The sequence below is a fragment of the Iodidimonas muriae genome, from assembly GCF_014647255.1.
GTDB lineage: Bacteria > Pseudomonadota > Alphaproteobacteria > Sphingomonadales > Rhodothalassiaceae > Iodidimonas > Iodidimonas muriae.
Map to the genome: position 1 here is coordinate 508896 of NZ_BMOV01000001.1, position 17042 is coordinate 525937.

17 protein-coding genes are annotated in these 17042 nt (G+C 54.6%); 11 read left to right on the forward strand and 6 right to left on the reverse strand.

The genetic code is table 11. From position 1 onward, the window contains the following. Positions 1 to 8: 8 nt before the first annotated feature. The 3 genes from IEX96_RS02180 (at position 9) to IEX96_RS02190 (ending at position 1885) form a co-directional block, all read left to right on the forward strand. Positions 9 to 464: a DNA polymerase III subunit chi gene (locus IEX96_RS02180; RefSeq protein ID WP_150005915.1), complete on the forward strand. Its 456-nt coding sequence runs from the start codon at positions 9 to 11 to the stop codon at positions 462 to 464. 136 nt (positions 465 to 600) lie between these two features. Next, the gene (locus tag IEX96_RS02185; RefSeq protein WP_150005916.1) at positions 601 to 1506 is read left to right on the forward strand and encodes a mechanosensitive ion channel family protein; all 906 of its coding nucleotides are present in this window, start codon (positions 601 to 603) and stop codon (positions 1504 to 1506) included. Further along, positions 1496 to 1885 (forward strand): YidH family protein, encoded by a 390-nt coding sequence (locus IEX96_RS02190; RefSeq protein WP_150005917.1) that lies wholly within the window; start codon positions 1496 to 1498, stop codon positions 1883 to 1885. The genes IEX96_RS02185 and IEX96_RS02190 overlap by 11 nt, the downstream gene beginning before the upstream one ends. A gap of 95 nt (positions 1886 to 1980) precedes the next feature. On the opposite strand, the gene IEX96_RS02195 is transcribed toward IEX96_RS02190, so the two are convergent. After that, entirely contained in the window at positions 1981 to 3894 is a 1914-nt protein-coding gene (locus IEX96_RS02195; RefSeq protein ID WP_188873399.1) for an ABC-F family ATP-binding cassette domain-containing protein, read from the reverse strand. A gap of 165 nt (positions 3895 to 4059) precedes the next feature. On the opposite strand from IEX96_RS02195, the gene ndk reads away from it, so the two are divergent. Further along, positions 4060 to 4482 (forward strand): nucleoside-diphosphate kinase, encoded by a 423-nt coding sequence (gene ndk / locus IEX96_RS02200; RefSeq protein ID WP_150005918.1) that lies wholly within the window; start codon positions 4060 to 4062, stop codon positions 4480 to 4482. Positions 4483 to 4560: 78 nt separating this feature from the next. On the opposite strand, the gene purN is transcribed toward ndk, so the two are convergent. Further along, the gene (gene purN, locus IEX96_RS02205) at positions 4561 to 5247 is read right to left on the reverse strand and encodes a phosphoribosylglycinamide formyltransferase (protein ID WP_150005919.1); all 687 of its coding nucleotides are present in this window, start codon (positions 5245 to 5247) and stop codon (positions 4561 to 4563) included. A 3-nt stretch (positions 5248 to 5250) separates the two neighbouring features. Then, positions 5251 to 6366, reverse strand: coding sequence for a phosphoribosylformylglycinamidine cyclo-ligase (gene purM / locus IEX96_RS02210; RefSeq protein WP_229773469.1), 1116 nt, complete (start codon positions 6364 to 6366; stop codon positions 5251 to 5253). 240 nt (positions 6367 to 6606) lie between these two features. Between purM and IEX96_RS02215 the strand changes: the two genes are divergently transcribed. The 5 genes from IEX96_RS02215 (at position 6607) to IEX96_RS02235 (ending at position 13719) form a co-directional block, all read left to right on the forward strand. Further along, positions 6607 to 7785, forward strand: a complete 1179-nt coding sequence (locus IEX96_RS02215; RefSeq protein ID WP_150005920.1) for a hypothetical protein — start codon at positions 6607 to 6609, stop codon at positions 7783 to 7785. Beyond that, positions 7782 to 8954: an AI-2E family transporter gene (locus IEX96_RS02220; RefSeq protein WP_150005921.1), complete on the forward strand. Its 1173-nt coding sequence runs from the start codon at positions 7782 to 7784 to the stop codon at positions 8952 to 8954. Before IEX96_RS02215 ends, IEX96_RS02220 begins: the two co-directional genes overlap by 4 nt. Further along, on the forward strand, positions 8954 to 9631 hold the full coding sequence (locus IEX96_RS02225; RefSeq protein WP_150005922.1) for an HdaA/DnaA family protein: 678 nt from the start codon (positions 8954 to 8956) through the stop codon (positions 9629 to 9631). The genes IEX96_RS02220 and IEX96_RS02225 overlap by 1 nt, the downstream gene beginning before the upstream one ends. Positions 9632 to 9845: 214 nt before the next feature. Next, a complete protein-coding gene (locus tag IEX96_RS02230; RefSeq protein ID WP_188873432.1) occupies positions 9846 to 12056 on the forward strand; it encodes an RNA degradosome polyphosphate kinase in 2211 nt (736 codons plus the stop codon). 121 nt (positions 12057 to 12177) lie between these two features. Continuing rightward, positions 12178 to 13719 carry a Ppx/GppA family phosphatase gene (locus tag IEX96_RS02235; RefSeq protein WP_188873401.1) on the forward strand — a complete coding sequence of 514 codons (1542 nt, stop codon included), beginning with the start codon at positions 12178 to 12180 and terminating at the stop codon, positions 13717 to 13719. On the opposite strand, the gene IEX96_RS02240 is transcribed toward IEX96_RS02235, so the two are convergent. Genes IEX96_RS02240 through IEX96_RS02250 form a run of 3 tightly spaced genes read right to left on the reverse strand, consistent with a single transcriptional unit; the run spans position 13696 to position 15691 of the window. Further along, positions 13696 to 14160: a hypothetical protein gene (locus IEX96_RS02240; protein ID WP_150005924.1), complete on the reverse strand. Its 465-nt coding sequence runs from the start codon at positions 14158 to 14160 to the stop codon at positions 13696 to 13698. The genes IEX96_RS02235 and IEX96_RS02240 overlap by 24 nt on opposite strands. A gap of 2 nt (positions 14161 to 14162) precedes the next feature. After that, positions 14163 to 14525 (reverse strand): rod-binding protein, encoded by a 363-nt coding sequence (locus IEX96_RS02245; RefSeq protein ID WP_150005925.1) that lies wholly within the window; start codon positions 14523 to 14525, stop codon positions 14163 to 14165. After that, on the reverse strand, positions 14525 to 15691 hold the full coding sequence (locus IEX96_RS02250) for a flagellar basal body P-ring protein FlgI (protein WP_373293729.1): 1167 nt from the start codon (positions 15689 to 15691) through the stop codon (positions 14525 to 14527). Before IEX96_RS02250 ends, IEX96_RS02245 begins: the two co-directional genes overlap by 1 nt. A gap of 208 nt (positions 15692 to 15899) precedes the next feature. Here IEX96_RS02250 and IEX96_RS02255 point away from each other — a divergent pair, with 208 nt between their 5' ends. Next, complete coding sequence (locus IEX96_RS02255; protein WP_150005926.1) at positions 15900 to 16328, forward strand: flagellar assembly protein FliX; 429 nt, start codon at positions 15900 to 15902, stop codon at positions 16326 to 16328. 243 nt (positions 16329 to 16571) lie between these two features. Next, positions 16572 to 16988, forward strand: a complete 417-nt coding sequence (gene dksA, locus IEX96_RS02260) for an RNA polymerase-binding protein DksA (RefSeq protein ID WP_150005927.1) — start codon at positions 16572 to 16574, stop codon at positions 16986 to 16988. The last annotated feature ends 54 nt before the right edge of the window (positions 16989 to 17042 follow it).

Genomic DNA, 17042 nt, shown 5'->3' on the forward strand with positions numbered 1-17042 from the left:
ATACGGCCATGGTAGCTGAAGTCCGTTTTTACCACCTCCAGCGTCAGACGTTGGAGGTGGCTTTTCCCAAATTGCTGGAACGGGTGCTCGACCGGGGCCTTAAGGCCTGCGTAAAGGTGCCCGATCCTTCCACTTTGGAAAGCCTTGATCGGGCTTTGTGGACCTATGATCCGGTTTCGTTTTTACCCCATGGCACCAAAGAAAGCGGATTTCCTGAACGTCAGCCCGCTTATCTGACAATGGAAGACACATGCCCCAATGGGGCCGATACGCTGATTTTGATCAATGCAGCCCCGGCGCCGCAGGATCTTGGCGGGTATCAGATGTGCCTTTATATGTTTGATGGTCAGGATGACGATATTGTTAGCCAGGCCCGCGCGGATTGGCTGGCATGGAAAGATAAAACAAAAAAACGAAGCTACTGGCAGCAAAAAGAGCAGGGGGGCTGGGAACAGAAAGCCTGAACTGTTAAGGGCACTTTTGGCTATCTTCTTGTATTTCTGCCCGCATTCAGCCCAATATCGACCTTGATCTTCTGTTGGATCCATTGTCCGGTGCGTTCTTAAAAAAGCGCCTCGACATAAAGATGAGGGCGGAGAGATGGAAATTGTCGCACTTTTGAACGACAAACTTCTTTCCATGTGGCTGGAGCTGGTCAAAACCCTGCCTCAACTGGCTCTTGCCTTTTTGGTTATCCTTCTCAGTTGGGCCAGTGCAAAATTCATAAACAATCTTCTGGGTCGGCTTTTGCGCCGTACCAAAATTCGCGCCTCCTTGCGGGAACTATTAAAAACACTGGCTCATTTGATGGTCTGGCTGACAGGCGTTTTGATCGCTGTGACCATCGTTTTCCCAAGCGTCACGCCAGGCAAACTTTTGGCAGCTTTAGGGCTTGGTTCTGTGGCCATCGGCTTTGCCTTCAAGGATATTTTTGAGAATTTTATCGCGGGCGCCCTCATCATGCTACGCGAACCCATGCGCCTTGGGGATTTTATTGAATGCGAGGGGGTGGAAGGAAAGATCGAACGCATTGCCATCCGCGATACTTATATCCGCCAGCCCGATGATCAATTGGTAATCCTTCCCAATGCTATGCTTTACAAGAACCCGGTCTATATAAGAACCGACAGGGAACTGCGGCGTTTCTCCATCGTTTGCGGGGTGGCTTATGGCGAGGATGTGGACAAGGCGGCGACGGTCATAAAAGAGGCGTTGGAAAAAGCCGGGGAGGTGGAGCAAAGCAAAGGCGTTCATGTGTTCGCCCGCGAATTTAACTCGTCCAGTGTGGATTATACGGTGATGTGGTGGGCGCACTCGACCCCCATCGATATGCACAAATCCCGCGACAAGGTCGTGCGCACTATAAAACGTGCTCTCGATGATGCTGGTATTGAAATTCCATTCCCTTACCGCACGCTGACATTCAAGGGACCGGTGCCGATCGAGATGAAAACCGCTGGACCAGAATTGGAAAAGAAAGAAGGGCATACGGACCATGACGGATGAAGCCGACATCCACACGGAATATGCCGAAACGCGCACCGATCTAGCGGAAGATAGAACCATTATGGCCAATGAGCGCACCTTTGGTGGTTGGATGCGTACCGGTCTTGCGGCCATTGGTATTGGTTTGGGATTTAATGCCCTATTTGGGAAGTTGGAACCTAATTGGATTCCAAAACTGATCGCTACGCTTTTCATGTTGATGGGCATCGTCATTTTTGTGACGGCCCAGCGTCAGGCTGTGCGGGTGCTTAAGCGCCTCGATACCCATGAATCCGCGCCCGTTTCAAGAAAATATATGGCGCTTTTTGCAGGGGGATTATCGGTGGGCGCTGCCTGTCTGATCGCTGCGATCTGGCTGATGGATTGGACAGCCGGATAGGGGCATTATTCCCGTTCCAATCTCGAACCGGCTTTGATTTGGGTTCATTGAAACCAGAGGGGTTACAAGAAGAAGCGCAGCACTTTGTTCGAACGCTATTTGTCGGCCATTTCTTTGGGCTGCTTTATCTTTTCAAGAGCCTCTTGCGCCATAAGCCAGCGTTCTTCTGCCGCGTCCATGTCGCGCGTCAGCTTTGCCTGTTCTTGTTGCAAATGGGCGGCTTTGGCGGCTCCATTGGCCACCGTACCATCATAAAGCCCCGGATTGTTCAAAGCACGGTCAATGCGGGCGATTTTTTTCGTCAGATCATCCACATGCGCTTCCGCATCCGCCAGAGCTTGCTTTAAGGGTGCCAGTTTTGCACGGGCTTGTGCTGCTGCCCGACGGTCGGATTTACGTTGATCATTGGCGGCTTGATCCTTGTCATTGGAATCCGTGCGCGCGCCGCGTGCTTTCAAAAGCTTTTGCCGGTAATCCTCGATATTTCCGTCGAAAGAATGGACGCCGCCATTTTCCACCACCCACAGCCGGTCGGCACAGGCTTCCACCAACCGGCGATCATGGCTGATCAAAATGACAGTCCCGTCAAATTCATTCAAAGCGCGGATCAAGGCTTCGCGGCTATCGATATCCAGATGGTTTGTCGGTTCATCCAGAATCATCACTTGCGGGGCCGCATGGGCCATCAAGGCAAATAACAGCCGTGCCTTTTCCCCCCCTGACAAGGTTTCCACGGCCCGGTCGGCTTTATCGGCGGAAAACCCGAAACTGCCCAATCGGGTCCGCACCTTGGTTTCGGTGCTATCGGGCATAACACGGGCCATATGATCATAAGGGGATTCCTTGGCCCGCAATTCATCAAGCTGATGTTGGGCGAAATACCCCACCTTCAGGGTACGCGGCACAGTCAGCTTGCCGGTCATGGGCTTCAAGCGCTTGGAAATCAGCTTGGCAAAGGTGGATTTGCCATTCCCGTTAGACCCTAGAAGCGCAATGCGGTCATCCGGGTCGATCCGCAGGTCCAAATTGCGCAAGACGGGCTTGTCTTCCTGATAGCCGACAGATACGGCATCAAGGGTTATCAGGGGCGGCGATAAAGGCGAGGGTTTGGGGAAATTGAACGGCACGGTGTGTTCTTCCACCACCGAGGCGATGGGTTTTAGCCGTTCGAGCATTTTAAGGCGGCTTTGCGCCTGACTGGCCTTGTTGGCCTTGGCGCGGAAACGATCCACAAAGGCCTGCAGATGCCGCCTTTGGGCATCTTGCTTCGATTTCATGGCGGCCAAGCGTTCATTGCGTAACAGCCGGGCATTTTCAAAGGCATCATAGCCACCGGCATAAGAAACCAGCCGACCCTGTTCCAGATGCAGAATCGAGGTCACGGCACGGTTGAGTAAAGAACGGTCATGGCTGACCACCACAACGGTATAGGGATAGGTGCGCAAGAAGCTTTCCAGCCAGATGACGCCTTCCAGGTCCAGATAGTTTGTCGGTTCATCCAAAAGCAACAGATCGGGCCGGGTGAACAAGGCAGAGGCCAAAGCCACGCGCATCCGCCACCCGCCGGAAAAGCTGTTCAGGGGCCGCGCTTGTGCTTCGGCATCAAAGCCAAGGCCGGATAGAATAGAGGCGGCGCGGGCTGTGGCAGAATGGGCCTCGAGATCCGCCAGTCGCGTATGAATATCGGCAATTCGGTGGGGATCGGTTGCGGTTTCTGCCTCTTTTTGTAGATCGCGCATTTCATAATGGGCATCCAGCACCGCTTCCACCAAAGAGCGTGGCCCATCGGGCGCTTCCTGGCCCACCAGAGTAAAGGCGGCGCGGGGGCGAATATGGATGGACCCGCCCTCTGGCGACAAGGTGCCGGTGATCAGCCCCAAAAGTGTGGATTTTCCAGCCCCATTGCGACCGATCAGACCCACTTTCTGGCCCGGTGTCACATGGGTGGTGGCGCGGTCGAATAAAAGACGGTCGCCAATACGGTATGTCAGATCTTTGATATGCAGCATGATGGGACCGCTCTAGTACATTTTTGGGCGCACGGAAACCATTTGCCCCAAAAAGAAGAAAGCCAAGCGCACAGACAAGCGCAAATGCTTGCAGTTAATGCTGCGATCGCTTACAAGCCGCGCGAACCTTTTCCCCAGTAATTAAAAGTCAGGGACATCGCTATCATGGCTCTTGAACGTACCTTTTCGATCATCAAACCCGATGCCACGCGCCGCAATCTCACCGGCAAGATCAATGCCATGTTGGAAGACGCCGGTTTGCGCATTGTTGCGCAAAAGCGTGCCCAGCTTACCAAAGCACAGGCCGAAGGTTTTTATGCCGTGCATAAAGAGCGTCCGTTCTTCAACGATCTTGTGGCCTTCATGACATCCGGTCCGGTTGTTTTGCAGGTTCTGGAAGGCGAAAATGCTGTTTTGAAAAACCGCGAAATCATGGGCGCCACCAATCCTGCCGATGCTGCGGAAGGCACCATCCGTAAAAGCTTTGCCGAAAGCATTGAAGCCAATTCCGTTCATGGCTCTGACAGCCTTGAAAATGCGGCTATCGAGATTGCCTATTTCTTCTCCGGCATTGAAATCGTCGGCTGAATTTAATGCCGCTTTGGGCGGTCACCCGAGACGGAAGGCGTGGAGGAATTTCTCCGCGCCTTTTTTGTGGCCAAAGGGTCAGGAGCCGGATGAATTGTCGGGCAAAGGCCCGGAAACCGGTATGGGGCTGATCAGGCCCTGTTGCGGCAGATCCAGATCCTTGCCCGTTACCCGCGCTCCCGAAGGTCTGATCTGTTTCGAGGCAATCAGGCGCACCGCTTCCACATAAATCTGATGCTCATATCCCAGTACCCGGCGCCCCAGGGTTGCCGCTGTGTCGTCGTCCAGAACGGGTACAACGGCTTGAATGATGATAGGGCCGGAGTCCATTTCGGGGCGCACATAATGCACGGTGCAGCCGGTAAAACGCACACCATCTTCCAGCGCGCGCTCATGGGTTTTCAGGCCTCGATAGCTTGGCAATAAAGAGGGATGGATATTGATCATCCGGTTGTGCCAGCGGCTGACAAATTCCGGGTCCAGCAAACGCATGAAGCCCGCAAGGCACACCAGCTCCACCCCATAGTCGGTCAGCCCCACATGCAAGGCATTGTCGAAATCGGCGCGGCTGTCGAAATCCGTATGCTCGATCACCAGCGTGTCGATTCCGGCTTCACGGGCATAGCTCAACCCGCTGGCATCTTTGCGATTTGAAATGACCACGGCGATGCGGGCGGGAAAATTTTCATCCGCGCAGGCATCAATCAAGGCACGTAAATTGGAGCCACGTCCAGAAATGAGAACACCGAGGTTCATGCGGGCCATGGGTTATTCAATCCCTTTATTATCGGTATCGAAGCCTTCACGGCTGTTCCATGCGCTTTTGTGGGCATAGATGCGACATCTTGCTTCCCCGTCTTTTTGCGGCTCGATGCGCCCGATGGCATAGGCCGTTTCATTGGCGGCGCGCAAAGCCTCAAGAGTGCTGTCCAACGCATATTCAGCCACAACCAACACCATGCCAATGCCGCAATTAAAGGTACGGGCCAATTCAAAGGGGGTGATATGCCCGGCTTCTTGTAGCCAGGAAAATACCGCAGGGAAGGGCCAGCTTGAAGCATCAACCAAAGCCCGCACGCCCTTGGGCAGGCACCGGGGGATATTTTCAAGCAACCCGCCGCCGGTGATATGTGCCATCCCCTTGATGGCGCCGCTGCGGGCCAAGGGAAGACAGCTTTTTATATAAAGTTTTGTCGGGGTAAGCAGCGCCTCGCCAAGGCTTCGGGATCCATCGAAAGGCGCGGGCGCACTGTAATCCAACGCCAAATCGGCCACCAGTTTGCGGACCAGGGAATATCCATTGGAATGAACGCCAGAGGAGGCCAGACCAATCAGATGATCGCCTGCTTTGATGGATTCGCCGGTGATCAGGCTGCCCCGTTCGGCGGCCCCCACAACAAAGCCCGCCAGATCATAGTCACCATGGCTATACATGCCCGGCATTTCTGCCGTTTCGCCGCCAATCAAGGCACAGCCGGCCTGTCTGCATCCTTCGGCGATACCGGTTACCACATCTGCGGCAAGAGGACCGGACAGGCGGCTGGTGGCGAAATAATCAAGAAAGAACAAGGGTTCCGCACCTTGCACCAGAACATCATTGGCGCACATGGCCACCAGATCAATGCCGATGCTATCGTGCTTGTTCGCGGCCTGGGCGATTTTGAGCTTGGTGCCCACACCATCGGTGCCGGAAACCAGAATGGGATCATGATAGCCGGCAGCTTTCAAATCGAACAGTGCCCCAAAGCCGCCAAGGGCCGCATCGGCACCGGATCGGCGGGTTGAGGCCGCAGCGGGCTTGATGGCATCTACAAGGGCGTCGCCGGCGGCAATATCAACGCCAGAGTCCGCATAGGTATAGGATCGGGGGCTTTTTCCGGTCACGATGGCATGTCCTCTGATACCGATTCGAGGGGTGAGCAACATGAAGGGAAATCCACAGCGAGAGCAAGTCCCTTTCCCGTTAAAACGCGAAATCGAAGCGTTGATGCGACAATGATGATATAGCGCGGGTTTGAGGGCTGGACCCGAAAACGCTGCGCCATCAGATTGTCGAAATCGCGCATCAAGGTTCCAACCTTGCAAACAAGGCGTTACAGTGGGGCGAACCAAAGGAGAACAGATGTGAAATTGTCCGGTCCTTTCATCATGTTGTTGTGGCTGTTCGGGTTGTGGGTCAGCCCCGGCATTTCCGATGCGCGCGCACAAGATGATGACCGGCTGTTTGCTGTTCACGGGATAGAGGTGGATCAATCGTCGAAAACCGCCACTTTGGCGCGCCAGCTTGCCTTGACCGAAGCGCGAACCCGCGCATGGGATCGGCTGATTAAAAAGCTGGTGGCGGCAGAGGATGCCGGTTTGTTGCCTCCCGCCAGCGACCCCTTGTTGGAACAGTTGGTCCGCGCCGTTGATATTCGGGATGAGCGGTCGTCCGCCACACGCTATTTGGCAAAGGTGGATGTCACTTTTTCGGCGGATGCCGTGCGCGATATCTTCACCAAGGCAGGGGTTGCTTATACCGAATCGTCTGCGGGGCCTTATGTGCTGATTCCGGTGTTTATATCGGGCGGTGTGCGGCATGTTTATGATGAGCATCCATGGCGGCAGGCCTTGGCAGGGGCTGATCGGGAAAACCGGCTGATTGCCTATCACTTTGCAAAAAACAGCTTCACGGCCCGGCGTTTTTCCTCGGCCCATCTTCTGGAAGAAGCCTCTCCGGATATGCTGGGCACCGTTGCCCACGCCTTTGGGGTGTCAAAAGCGGTGGTGGCAACAGCCACGGTGGGATTCGATTATGCAAAGAACCGGCGCAAGATATCCTATCAGATCGGGATCGGCCCCCTGACAGAGGCGGAAGCAGACAGTATGGCCGCGCGCCAAGGGGTGGTGGTTGCCGAGCCGGATGAACCATTGGAATCCTTGCTTGCCCGCGCTGCCGACCATGTTATGACCGAGGCAGACACCGCATGGAAAGCGCGCACATTGGTCACAGCAGGGCAGGGGCAATCGCTGATTTCGGTGATTGCGCCGGTGCAAAGCTTTGAGGACTGGATCACATTGCGCAATCGCTTGTCGGGAATTTCGCTTATCCGGTCCCTTGATGTCACGCAAATCGGATTGCCTTTATCCGAATTCGAGCTCCGCTATATTGGCGATCTTGAGCAATTGACGCTGGCTCTGTCTCAAGCACGCCTGTCTTTGCAAAAACGCCAACAAGGCTATGTGCTGACACGGTCGGAACCTACCTCGGAACAACAAGACCGCGATATGGGGGCAAATGTGCAAGGGAATGATCCACGATGACAGATCAAGGGGGGGCGATGAAAGACACGAAAGAACCGCGGCGGCCCAGTGCGGCGCTGACGCGCTATGTGCCGTGGCTGGTTCTGGCGGTGTTTTTGCTTTTTGCATATCTCACACGGGGGATTTTGCTGCCGTTCATTGTCGGGTTTGCGGTGGCGTATTTGTTGGACCCTTTGGTGGATCGGCTGGAAAGCTGGGGAATGGGCAGGGGGATTGCTGCCGGCCTTGTGATCGGGCTTGGGACGGTGATCGGTCTTTGTGCTTTGGTGGCCCTGTGGCCGCTTTTGCAAAACCAGATCAGTGGCTTGATCAAGGCCTTGCCTGGTGTGATCGAAACCGTGCGTGCCCAGATCGATATGGCGATGATGGATCTGAAGGCGGAGTTTGGCAGCGATATCGGTCGGGAAGCGCAAAGCGTTCTGGCTTCGGCCCTGCAGCAAGGGCTTGGCAGTGTGAAAAATTTGGGCGGGCAGCTTTTTGCCGGAGGATTGGCCTTTTTCAATCTGTTGGCGTTGATCTTGATTGCCCCGATGGCGGCATTTTACTTGCTACGGGACTATGACAAAATTATTGAACAGGGCAATTGCCTTTTGCCAAAGGCGGAAGCGCCGACAATCCGGGGCATTGCACGGGAAATCGATCGGGTTCTATCGGGCTTTGTACGGGGGCAATTGAGCGTCATGGCCGCAATGGCGGTGCTTTATTCCGCTGGCTGGTCGCTCGTGGGATTGGATTATGGGCTGATCCTTGGGCTTTTGGCCGGATTGCTGGGAATCATACCGTTTTTAGGTATGTTGTTTGCGGCGGCCATTGCCCTGATTGTCGGATTTGGGCAATGGGGGCCGGATTGGGTTCAGCTTGGCCTTGTGGCCGGTGTGTGGCTGGTGGTGCAAGCCTTGGAAGGAGCCATTTTAACGCCACGCCTTTTGGGCCATCATGTGGGGCTGCATCCGGTTTGGGTTTTGTTCGCGGTGTTTGCTGGCGGCGAAGTGGCCGGTTTTGTCGGGGTGATGATTGCGGTGCCCGTTGCGGCGGTGGTTTCGGTGTTGGTACGGCGGACCATGGCGCATTACCGGAAAGAAACCGAAGGGAAGGCTTTTGAGACCCCATCGGCGGAAGAGTCATCGGCTGTTCTTGAAAATGATGTAACGGCGGGGGAGCCATCATAATGCAATTGGCGCTTGATCTTCCGCACCGGCAAAGCTTTCGCGGCGAAGATTTTTTCATTGCCTCGTCCAATGCGGCAGCCGTTGCATTGATGGATCGCTGGCCCGATTGGCCGTCTCATGCTTTGGCGATTGTCGGGCCTGCGGCGTGCGGCAAATCCCATTTGGCGGCGGTATGGCGGGCGCGTTCCAATGCGGATATGGTGACGGCGGAAGAGGTCGGGGCCAGAAGCCGTCTGATGTTGCGTCCCCATCCGGCGGTGATTGTGGAAGATGCGGATCAGGCATTGAAAGAAGGACGGCTCGATCCGGTGGATCTCTTTCATCTATATAACTGGATGCGCGAACGGGAAGGCTTTTTGCTGTTGAGCGGGCGTGTGGCACCGGCGCAATGGGATGTGACTTTGCCCGATTTGCGGTCCCGGCTTTTGGCCACGCCCATCGCCAATATTGAAGCGCCGGACGATGATTTACTTGCTGCTTTGATGGTGAAGCGCTTGTCGGACCGGCAATTGCACGCCGACCCGAAACTGGTGGATTATGTGATCCCGCGCATCGAGCGGTCTTTTGCCGCTATGGAAAAAACCGTGGCGGCTCTTGATGCGGCGTCTTTGGCGCGCAAAAAACCGATTACGCTGCCTTTGGCCCGCGCTGTTCTTAGCGACCTGTCATTTCTATGACATAATGGCCTTGGGATATGGCCTTCATACTTGCGCAGCGGGATTTGGGCGCCATGTCTAGGCTGGATATGTGTTTTCTCGGGAGCTTTGCCTTATGTCTGCATCCAAATCGCTTGACCAGTCCTCAAAAGTGACGGACCAGGCTTTGATTGCAGAGCAGGCTGATGTCACAGGGCAAGATGTGGCAGAAAAACCGCATCCGCAGGGCCAAGGGATGGCGCAGCCCATACGGACAATGCGTGCGGCTATCCAAAAGGCCGCCCCCGGATATAAATTCATCAATCGTGAATTATCGTGGTTGAATTTCAACCGACGGGTTCTGGAAGAAGCGGGCAACACCAATCATCCGCTTTTGGAACGTTTGCGGTTTCTATCAATTTCCGCCACCAATCTGGATGAATTCTATATGGTGCGCGTTGCGGGGCTGCGCGGGCTTGTGGATTCCGGCATTGAAACCGTGAGCAGTGACGGTTTGACACCAGCGCAGCAATTAAGACGTGTCAATGCATTAGCGGACATTCTTATCACCGAACAACAGGTGCGCTGGCGGCAGTTGCGTGAAGAAATGCACAAGCGCGGTTTGTCCGTTTTGGAGGCCGAGGATATTTCCCGCAAGGAGCGGGCATGGCTCGAGACGTATTTTCTCGCCAATGTGTTCCCGGTGCTCACCCCCTTGGCCATCGATCCGGCGCATCCCTTTCCGTTTTTGCCCAATCTAGGCTTTTCTTTGGTGCTGTCCTTGACCCGAAGCACGGATGGCAAAGAGATACGCGCGCTTTTGCCCATTCCGGATCAGGTGTCCCGTTTCATCCGTTTGCCTTCGGAAAAAATACGCTTTTTGCCCTTGGAAAAATTGATCGCCCTGTTTTTGGACCAGCTTTTCCCCGGCTATGATCTGCAAGGAAGTGGTGTGTTCCGCATTGTGCGGGACAGCGATATGGAGATCGAAGAAGAAGCGGAAGATTTGATTCGCCTGTTTGAGACCGCTTTGAAGCGGCGTCGGCGCGGGCGGGTGATCCGGCTGAAAATCGACAAAAGCATGCCGGAAGATCTGGCGGCAATGGTGATCGATCAATTGGATGCCGATCCGGATACGGTCAGCCGGGTGGATGGCCTTTTGGGGATCGGGGAAATCAAGCAATTGATTATCGACGATTTGCCGGATTTGAAATTCAAACCCTATAATCCGCGCTATCCCGAACGATTGCGCGATCATGGCGGCGATATTTTTCGCGCCATAAGGGCCAAGGATTTCGTGGTTCATCATCCTTATGAATCGTTCGAGGTGGTGCATGCTTTTTTGCGTCAGGCCGCCCGTGATCCCGATGTGGTGGCTATCAAGCAATCGCTGTATCGCGCTGGCTCCCAATCGGAAATCATCGATGCCTTGAAAGAAGCGTCAGAGGCGGGAAAATCGGTAACAGCGTTAGTAGAGCTGAAAGCCCGCTTCGATGAAGAACAAAATATCAAATGGGCGCGTGATCTGGAACGGTCGGGCGTGCAGGTGGTGTTCGGGTTTCTCGATCTGAAAACCCATGCCAAGGTGTCGATGGTGGTGCGGCGCGAAGGCGGCACGCTTCAAACCTATGTGCATTATGGTACGGGTAATTATCATCCCGTTACTGCCCGTATTTATACGGATCTGAGCTTTTTTACCGCCGATCCCCGGCTTGGGCGGGATGCGGCTCGGTTGTTCAATTATGTCACGGGTTATGCGCGTCCACGCAATATGGAAAAATTGGCGATGTCGCCTTTTGATATCCGGCGTACCTTGATCAAATTGATCGATGCGGAAATCGCCCATGCCCGCGCCGGGCGTCCGGCCACGATTTGGGCCAAGATGAACTCCCTTGTGGATCAGACCATTATTGAAAAGCTTTATGAAGCTTCCATGGCTGGTGTTGAAATCGATCTGATTGTGCGCGGTATTTGTTGTTTGCGGCCCGGCTTGCCGGATTTATCGCGCAATATCCGGGTAAAAAGCATCGTTGGTCGCTTTTTGGAGCATTCCCGCATTGTGTGTTTTGGCAATGGCCACAGCCTGCCATCCCCCCATGCCAAATTGTTTATTTCTTCCGCTGACTGGATGCCGCGCAATTTCGATCGGCGCGTTGAATCTTTGGTGCCGGTGGAAAACCCCACGGTTCACGAACAGATCATGGGGCAGGTTCTGGTGGCGAATTTGAAGGACAATCAGCAAAGCTGGTCTTTGGATTCGGAAGGCGCTTATGAAAGAATAAAACCGGAAGAGGGCGAAGACCCCTTTTCGGCGCATATGTATTTCATGAAAAATCCTAGCCTTTCCGGGCGCGGCAGTGCCTTGGAATCCGAACGCCCCGGAAAGCTGGAGGTTGATTTTTCTTTCCACGATTCCGGCAGCACCAAGCCGGATGGATCCGCTGTGGCTTCGGCATCGCAGTCTTGAAGGGGATCATGAGGCATGGGTGCGCTCTTGACCGGTGGCGCGCAGCTCAATAGGGTCCGGAATTTCAATGGATTGCGGTGGGAAGCGCCTCCCCGAACCGCATAAGGGTGAAACGAAATTTGTGTCTCATAGCTCCCTGATAAAGGCTATCTACGATCCGCGCGACCATTTCGCCGTGATTGATATCGGGTCGAATTCGGTTCGCCTTGTGGTATTCGACAGATTGAGCCGTCATCCGCATATCCTGTTCAATGAAAAGGTTCTGTGCGGATTGGGCCGGATGGTCGGAAAAACGGGCCGCATGGATGATGAGGCGGTTGACTCCGCCATTGCCACCTTGCGGCGTTACCGATTGTTATTGAAAACCATGCGCGTCAAACGCATCGAAGCGGTGGCAACGGCCGCGGTGCGTGATGCTTCAAACGGGCCGGAATTCGTTGAAAGAATAGAGCGGGAAACCGGAATTCCGGTGCAAGTGATCAGCGGTAAGGAAGAAGCTGCCTTATCGGCCTATGGGGTGATATCCGGTATTCCCGATGCCGATGGCATTGTGGGTGATCTGGGAGGCGGCAGCCTTGAATTGATCGAGGTAGAAAAAGGGCAGTGTAAGGAAAGACTCACCTTGCCCATTGGTCCATTGCGGCTGATGGGGGAATATGGCGACGATACGGCATCCATTGATGGCGAGATCGCCACCGCACTTGCAACGGTGGATTGGCTGGTCAATCGCCAAGATAAGAATTTTTATATTGTTGGCGGGTCATGGCGCGCGGTAAGCCGCGTCAATCTTGTGCAGAAAAATGCAGTTTTGCAGATTTTACATGGTTTTTCCATCAAAGGCGCAGAGGCGGAAAATCTGGCGGGGTTGATTGCCGCACAAGAACCCGAAAGCCTTGCCAAAGTGCGCGATGTGCCGTCCCGGCGTGCAGGAACCCTGCCACTTGCTGCCTTGATTTTGCAAAATATCCTGAAAATCATGAAGCCCAAGCGGGTGATCACCTCGTCGCTGGGCCTGCGGGAAGGGATTGCCTATAAACATCTTTCTGATCAGAAAAAGCAGGAAGATCCGTTTATATCGGCGGCACGGGAAATGGCTGAAATCGGCGGGCGCTTCAAAGAACATGGCGACCGCTTGATGGACTGGATTGCGCCCGTATTCAAAGGCTCGAAGGCCCCGGCCTTTATGGAACGGCTTTATTACGGCACTTGTCTGCTTTCCGACATTGCCTGGCGCGGCCATCCGGATTTTCGGGCCGAACGTGCCATGATGGAAATTCTTTACGGGCGGTTTGTGGGGGTGGATCACCGGGATCGCGGTTTTGTGGGATTGGCCCTGAACCAAATCAATGGCGGCTCGCAAAACAGTCGATTGGCGCGTTTGTGCCGCAGCCTTTTATCGGCGGAAGAGGTCAAGCAGGCGCTGGTTTTAGGGGCCGCCCTGCGCTTGGGTCATCGCGTATCGGGCGGAACATCCAAATTGTTGAAGCGGGTGCGCCTGAAAAGCAGTGGCGATCATCTGGTGCTGGAAGTGGATGACGGCTTTGAAACCATCGTCAATGATGTGGTGGAGCGACGTTTGAAAGCGCTTGCCAATCAGATGCACCTGACATCATCGGTGGAACTGGCCCTGAACGAGACATCAAATATTGCAATCAAGGGTTAGCGAGGCCGTTAGCCCGCGATTATCGGTCATGCGCCCGTTATTGCCATAATGCTGCACGGGGTTTTTCTGCTTCATGGCTTCGGCGCTGATGGCCTTTACAACGCCTTCGCTGATGGATTTCAAGCGAATGATCAGCTTTGCATGGCGGGCCAATTCTGACCGGAAAATTTCTGTTTTTTTGGCGACCTGCTTGCGTATGTCCGAGCCCTTTTCCCCCAAGGCCGAGGCTTCTTCCACCCGTAATTGGCCAAGAGCTTCCCGATAATCCTGGGTAAGCCGTAGTTTTTCCCCGACCAATGCCCGGCTTTCGCGGGGGCGGCGGGTTTCCAGATAATGGTTTTCTTTGGCGAGCAGGGCTGTCAATTGATCCGTTATGCTCAGAAATTTATGCACTGTTTTGGGCAGATCGGTCTTTTGCTCCGTCCGGCTTTGCATGGTCATGATCATATCTCCTGAAGGGACAGCAGTTTTTCATAGACAGGGCCAGCAACGCCCACGCCGCCCGCTTTGGCGATGGCATTGCCCATTTCATCCACCAGCATCGACCGAAAGACCTCTTCCGCATGGCCGCCGCCCATGGGGCCATCGCTGGACAATCCACTGAACATGGGAGCAAGCATTTGCCCCAGAAACACGGCTTCAAAGCCTTCTGCCGCTTCCCGCATAGAGGCTTCACGGGCCGAAATATCATTGCTTTTCGCTGATGCCAGCGCTGTTTGCCGGGCGCCATCGATCCGGGCTTTTGCTCCGGCGAGGGCGGCTTGTCCCAAATCCGGGCCGCCGGTTTGCACAAAGGTCACGTTCATCACATCACCTCGATATCGGCTTGCAAGGCACCGGCGGCCTTGATGGCTTGCAGGATCGAGATCATATCGCGCGGTCCGATGCCCAAGGCATTCAAGCCATTCACCAGATCTTGCAAGGTGACGCTGTTTTCAACCAAGGCAAGGCGGTTTTCGGCTTCGGTGTCCACCTCGATATTGGTGCGGGGCAAGACCACCGTGTCGCCCTGATCGGAAAAGGGGTTGGGCTGGGACGCCACCGGTGTTTCGCTGATGCGGATGGTGAGATTGCCTTGGGCGATGGCCACGGTGCTGACCCGTACATTGGCCCCCATCACGATAATTCCAGAGCGGTCATCAATGACCACCTTGGCAGGGGTGTCGGGTTCGACGGTCAATTGCTCGACATCCGTAACCATCTGGATCAGCGGCGCATCGAACCCTGCGGGACGGACAAGCTGCACGGTGGACGGGTCGATCATCTGCGCAACATTGCTTCCAATGGCATTATTGATGGTGGTAGCAATGCGTTTGGCGGTCGTGAAATCAGGGTTCTTGAGAGACAAATTCACCTGCTGCATGCTGGCAAACTCAAACGGAACTTCCCGTTCCACAATCGCGCCACTGGCAATGCGCCCCGAAGTGGGTACGCCTTGGGTGATATTGGCCGCAGCACCTGTGGCGGCGAATCCGGCAACGGCAATGGGGCCCTGGGCCACCGCATATACTTCGCCATCGGCCCCCAATAGCGGAGTGACCATCAACACACCGCCGCGCAAATCTTCCGCATCGCCCATGGTGCTGACCTGCACATCAATGCGATTGCCGGGGCGGGAAAAGGCGGGCAGATCGGCGGTTACGATGACGGCCGCCACATTGTCGGTGACCATATTGGCGGCGTCACGGGTGTTTACGCCCAGCCGTTCCAGCATGGATTCGATGCTTTGCTGGGTGAAAGGGGCGTTTCGCAAGGTGTCGCCCGTGCCGTTCAGCCCGACAACCAGCCCATAGCCTACAAGCTGGTTCTCGCGCACGCCTTCCACGCTCACCAGATCTTTCAACCGCGATGCTGCATTGGCTGATACGGGCGCCCCAAGGGCCAAAACAAGAGAGGCACAAAGGCCATACAAAGCCAATATGCGTGTGAAACCACTGATTCTTGATGTGCGGGGCGTGAACATAAGCGGCATCTCTTTCATTAAAGCAAACCAATCAGGGGGCATTTCTTGCAACCAAACTGGGTCACGCTTGTTATGCGATTTTCGTGCCAAATTATTATTATTTATAATCATGTGGTTAGATGGTGCGTTCCGCGGGAAGATAAGCCGTGGCGGCGAAAATTACCTGTTATGTCGGCAAGTCTTGCTCTTGGGGGCCTGTGGCGGGTAGATTGTGGTCATGCGTATTTATGGCTCTGGCAAAACCGATCAGACAAAATCCGCGCGCAAGTCTTCAAAGGCTTCGGGCGATGGCGCGACATTTGCGCAATCCATTGAGCAGTCCTCTTCTTCCAGCGCGGCAACGGGGACCGCGCGTGCGGCGCAATCGGCGCCTGTTACAGCGGTGGAATCGCTCTTGTCCTTACAAGAAGCGCCGGATGCAGCGGGGGCTCAATCAAAAGGATTGGCCCGGGCGCGGGATATGCTCGATATTTTGGAAGAGGTGCGCCGCGGCCTGTTGTTGGGGGCCATTCCACAAGGCAAGCTGCGCCAACTTGCACAGGCAACACGCCAACAACGGGAAGGCTTAGAAGACCCGGCTTTGATGTCCATTCTGGACGATATCGAATTGCGCGCCGAGGTCGAACTGGCCAAGCTGGAACAATAAGCAAGTCATATCAACAAGTTAGACTTATTTGCACACGGTTCTTCAAAATTTTGAAAGAATCGGTCCGGTGCGGTTCTAACCGCTTGCCGCTTTGCTCTTAAATCTTTATAAAAACTGCGCGTCGCACATGCCATGCTCATGGGTTGGGCTTGTGGTTCTTATGGCTGCTAAGGGGGATATGTGCGGTGCCTGTGGGTAAAAACTTCCGCAGATGACCTTTGAGATAAGGAGCGGATAGACGGCATGGATACAGAATTATCATCGGATTATCGTCCCTCCAAGGACGAAGAGTTCATGAACGAGCGTCAGCAGGAATATTTCCGCCGGAAACTTGTGGCGTGGCGCGAAGAAATTCTGAAAGAATCGCGCGAAACCTTAGAGAACCTTCAGCAAGACAGCCTGAAAGAACCAGATATAGCGGACCGGGCTTCTTCGGAAACCGATTGGTCGATCCAATTGCGTACCCGGGATCGGCAGCGCAAGCTTGTGGCCAAGATCGAGGCGGCACTTCGTCGGCTGGATCAGGGCGAATATGGCTATTGCGAGGTGACAGGCGATCCCATCTCTTTGCAAAGGCTGGATGCGCGCCCCATTGCAACCATGACGCTCGAAGCGCAGGAGCGGCATGAAAAAATGGAAAAAGTATATCGCGATGATTGATTCTTGAAGGCTGTGTTTTGCTCTTGCATGGCCGCTTTTTCTTTCGTCACTCCC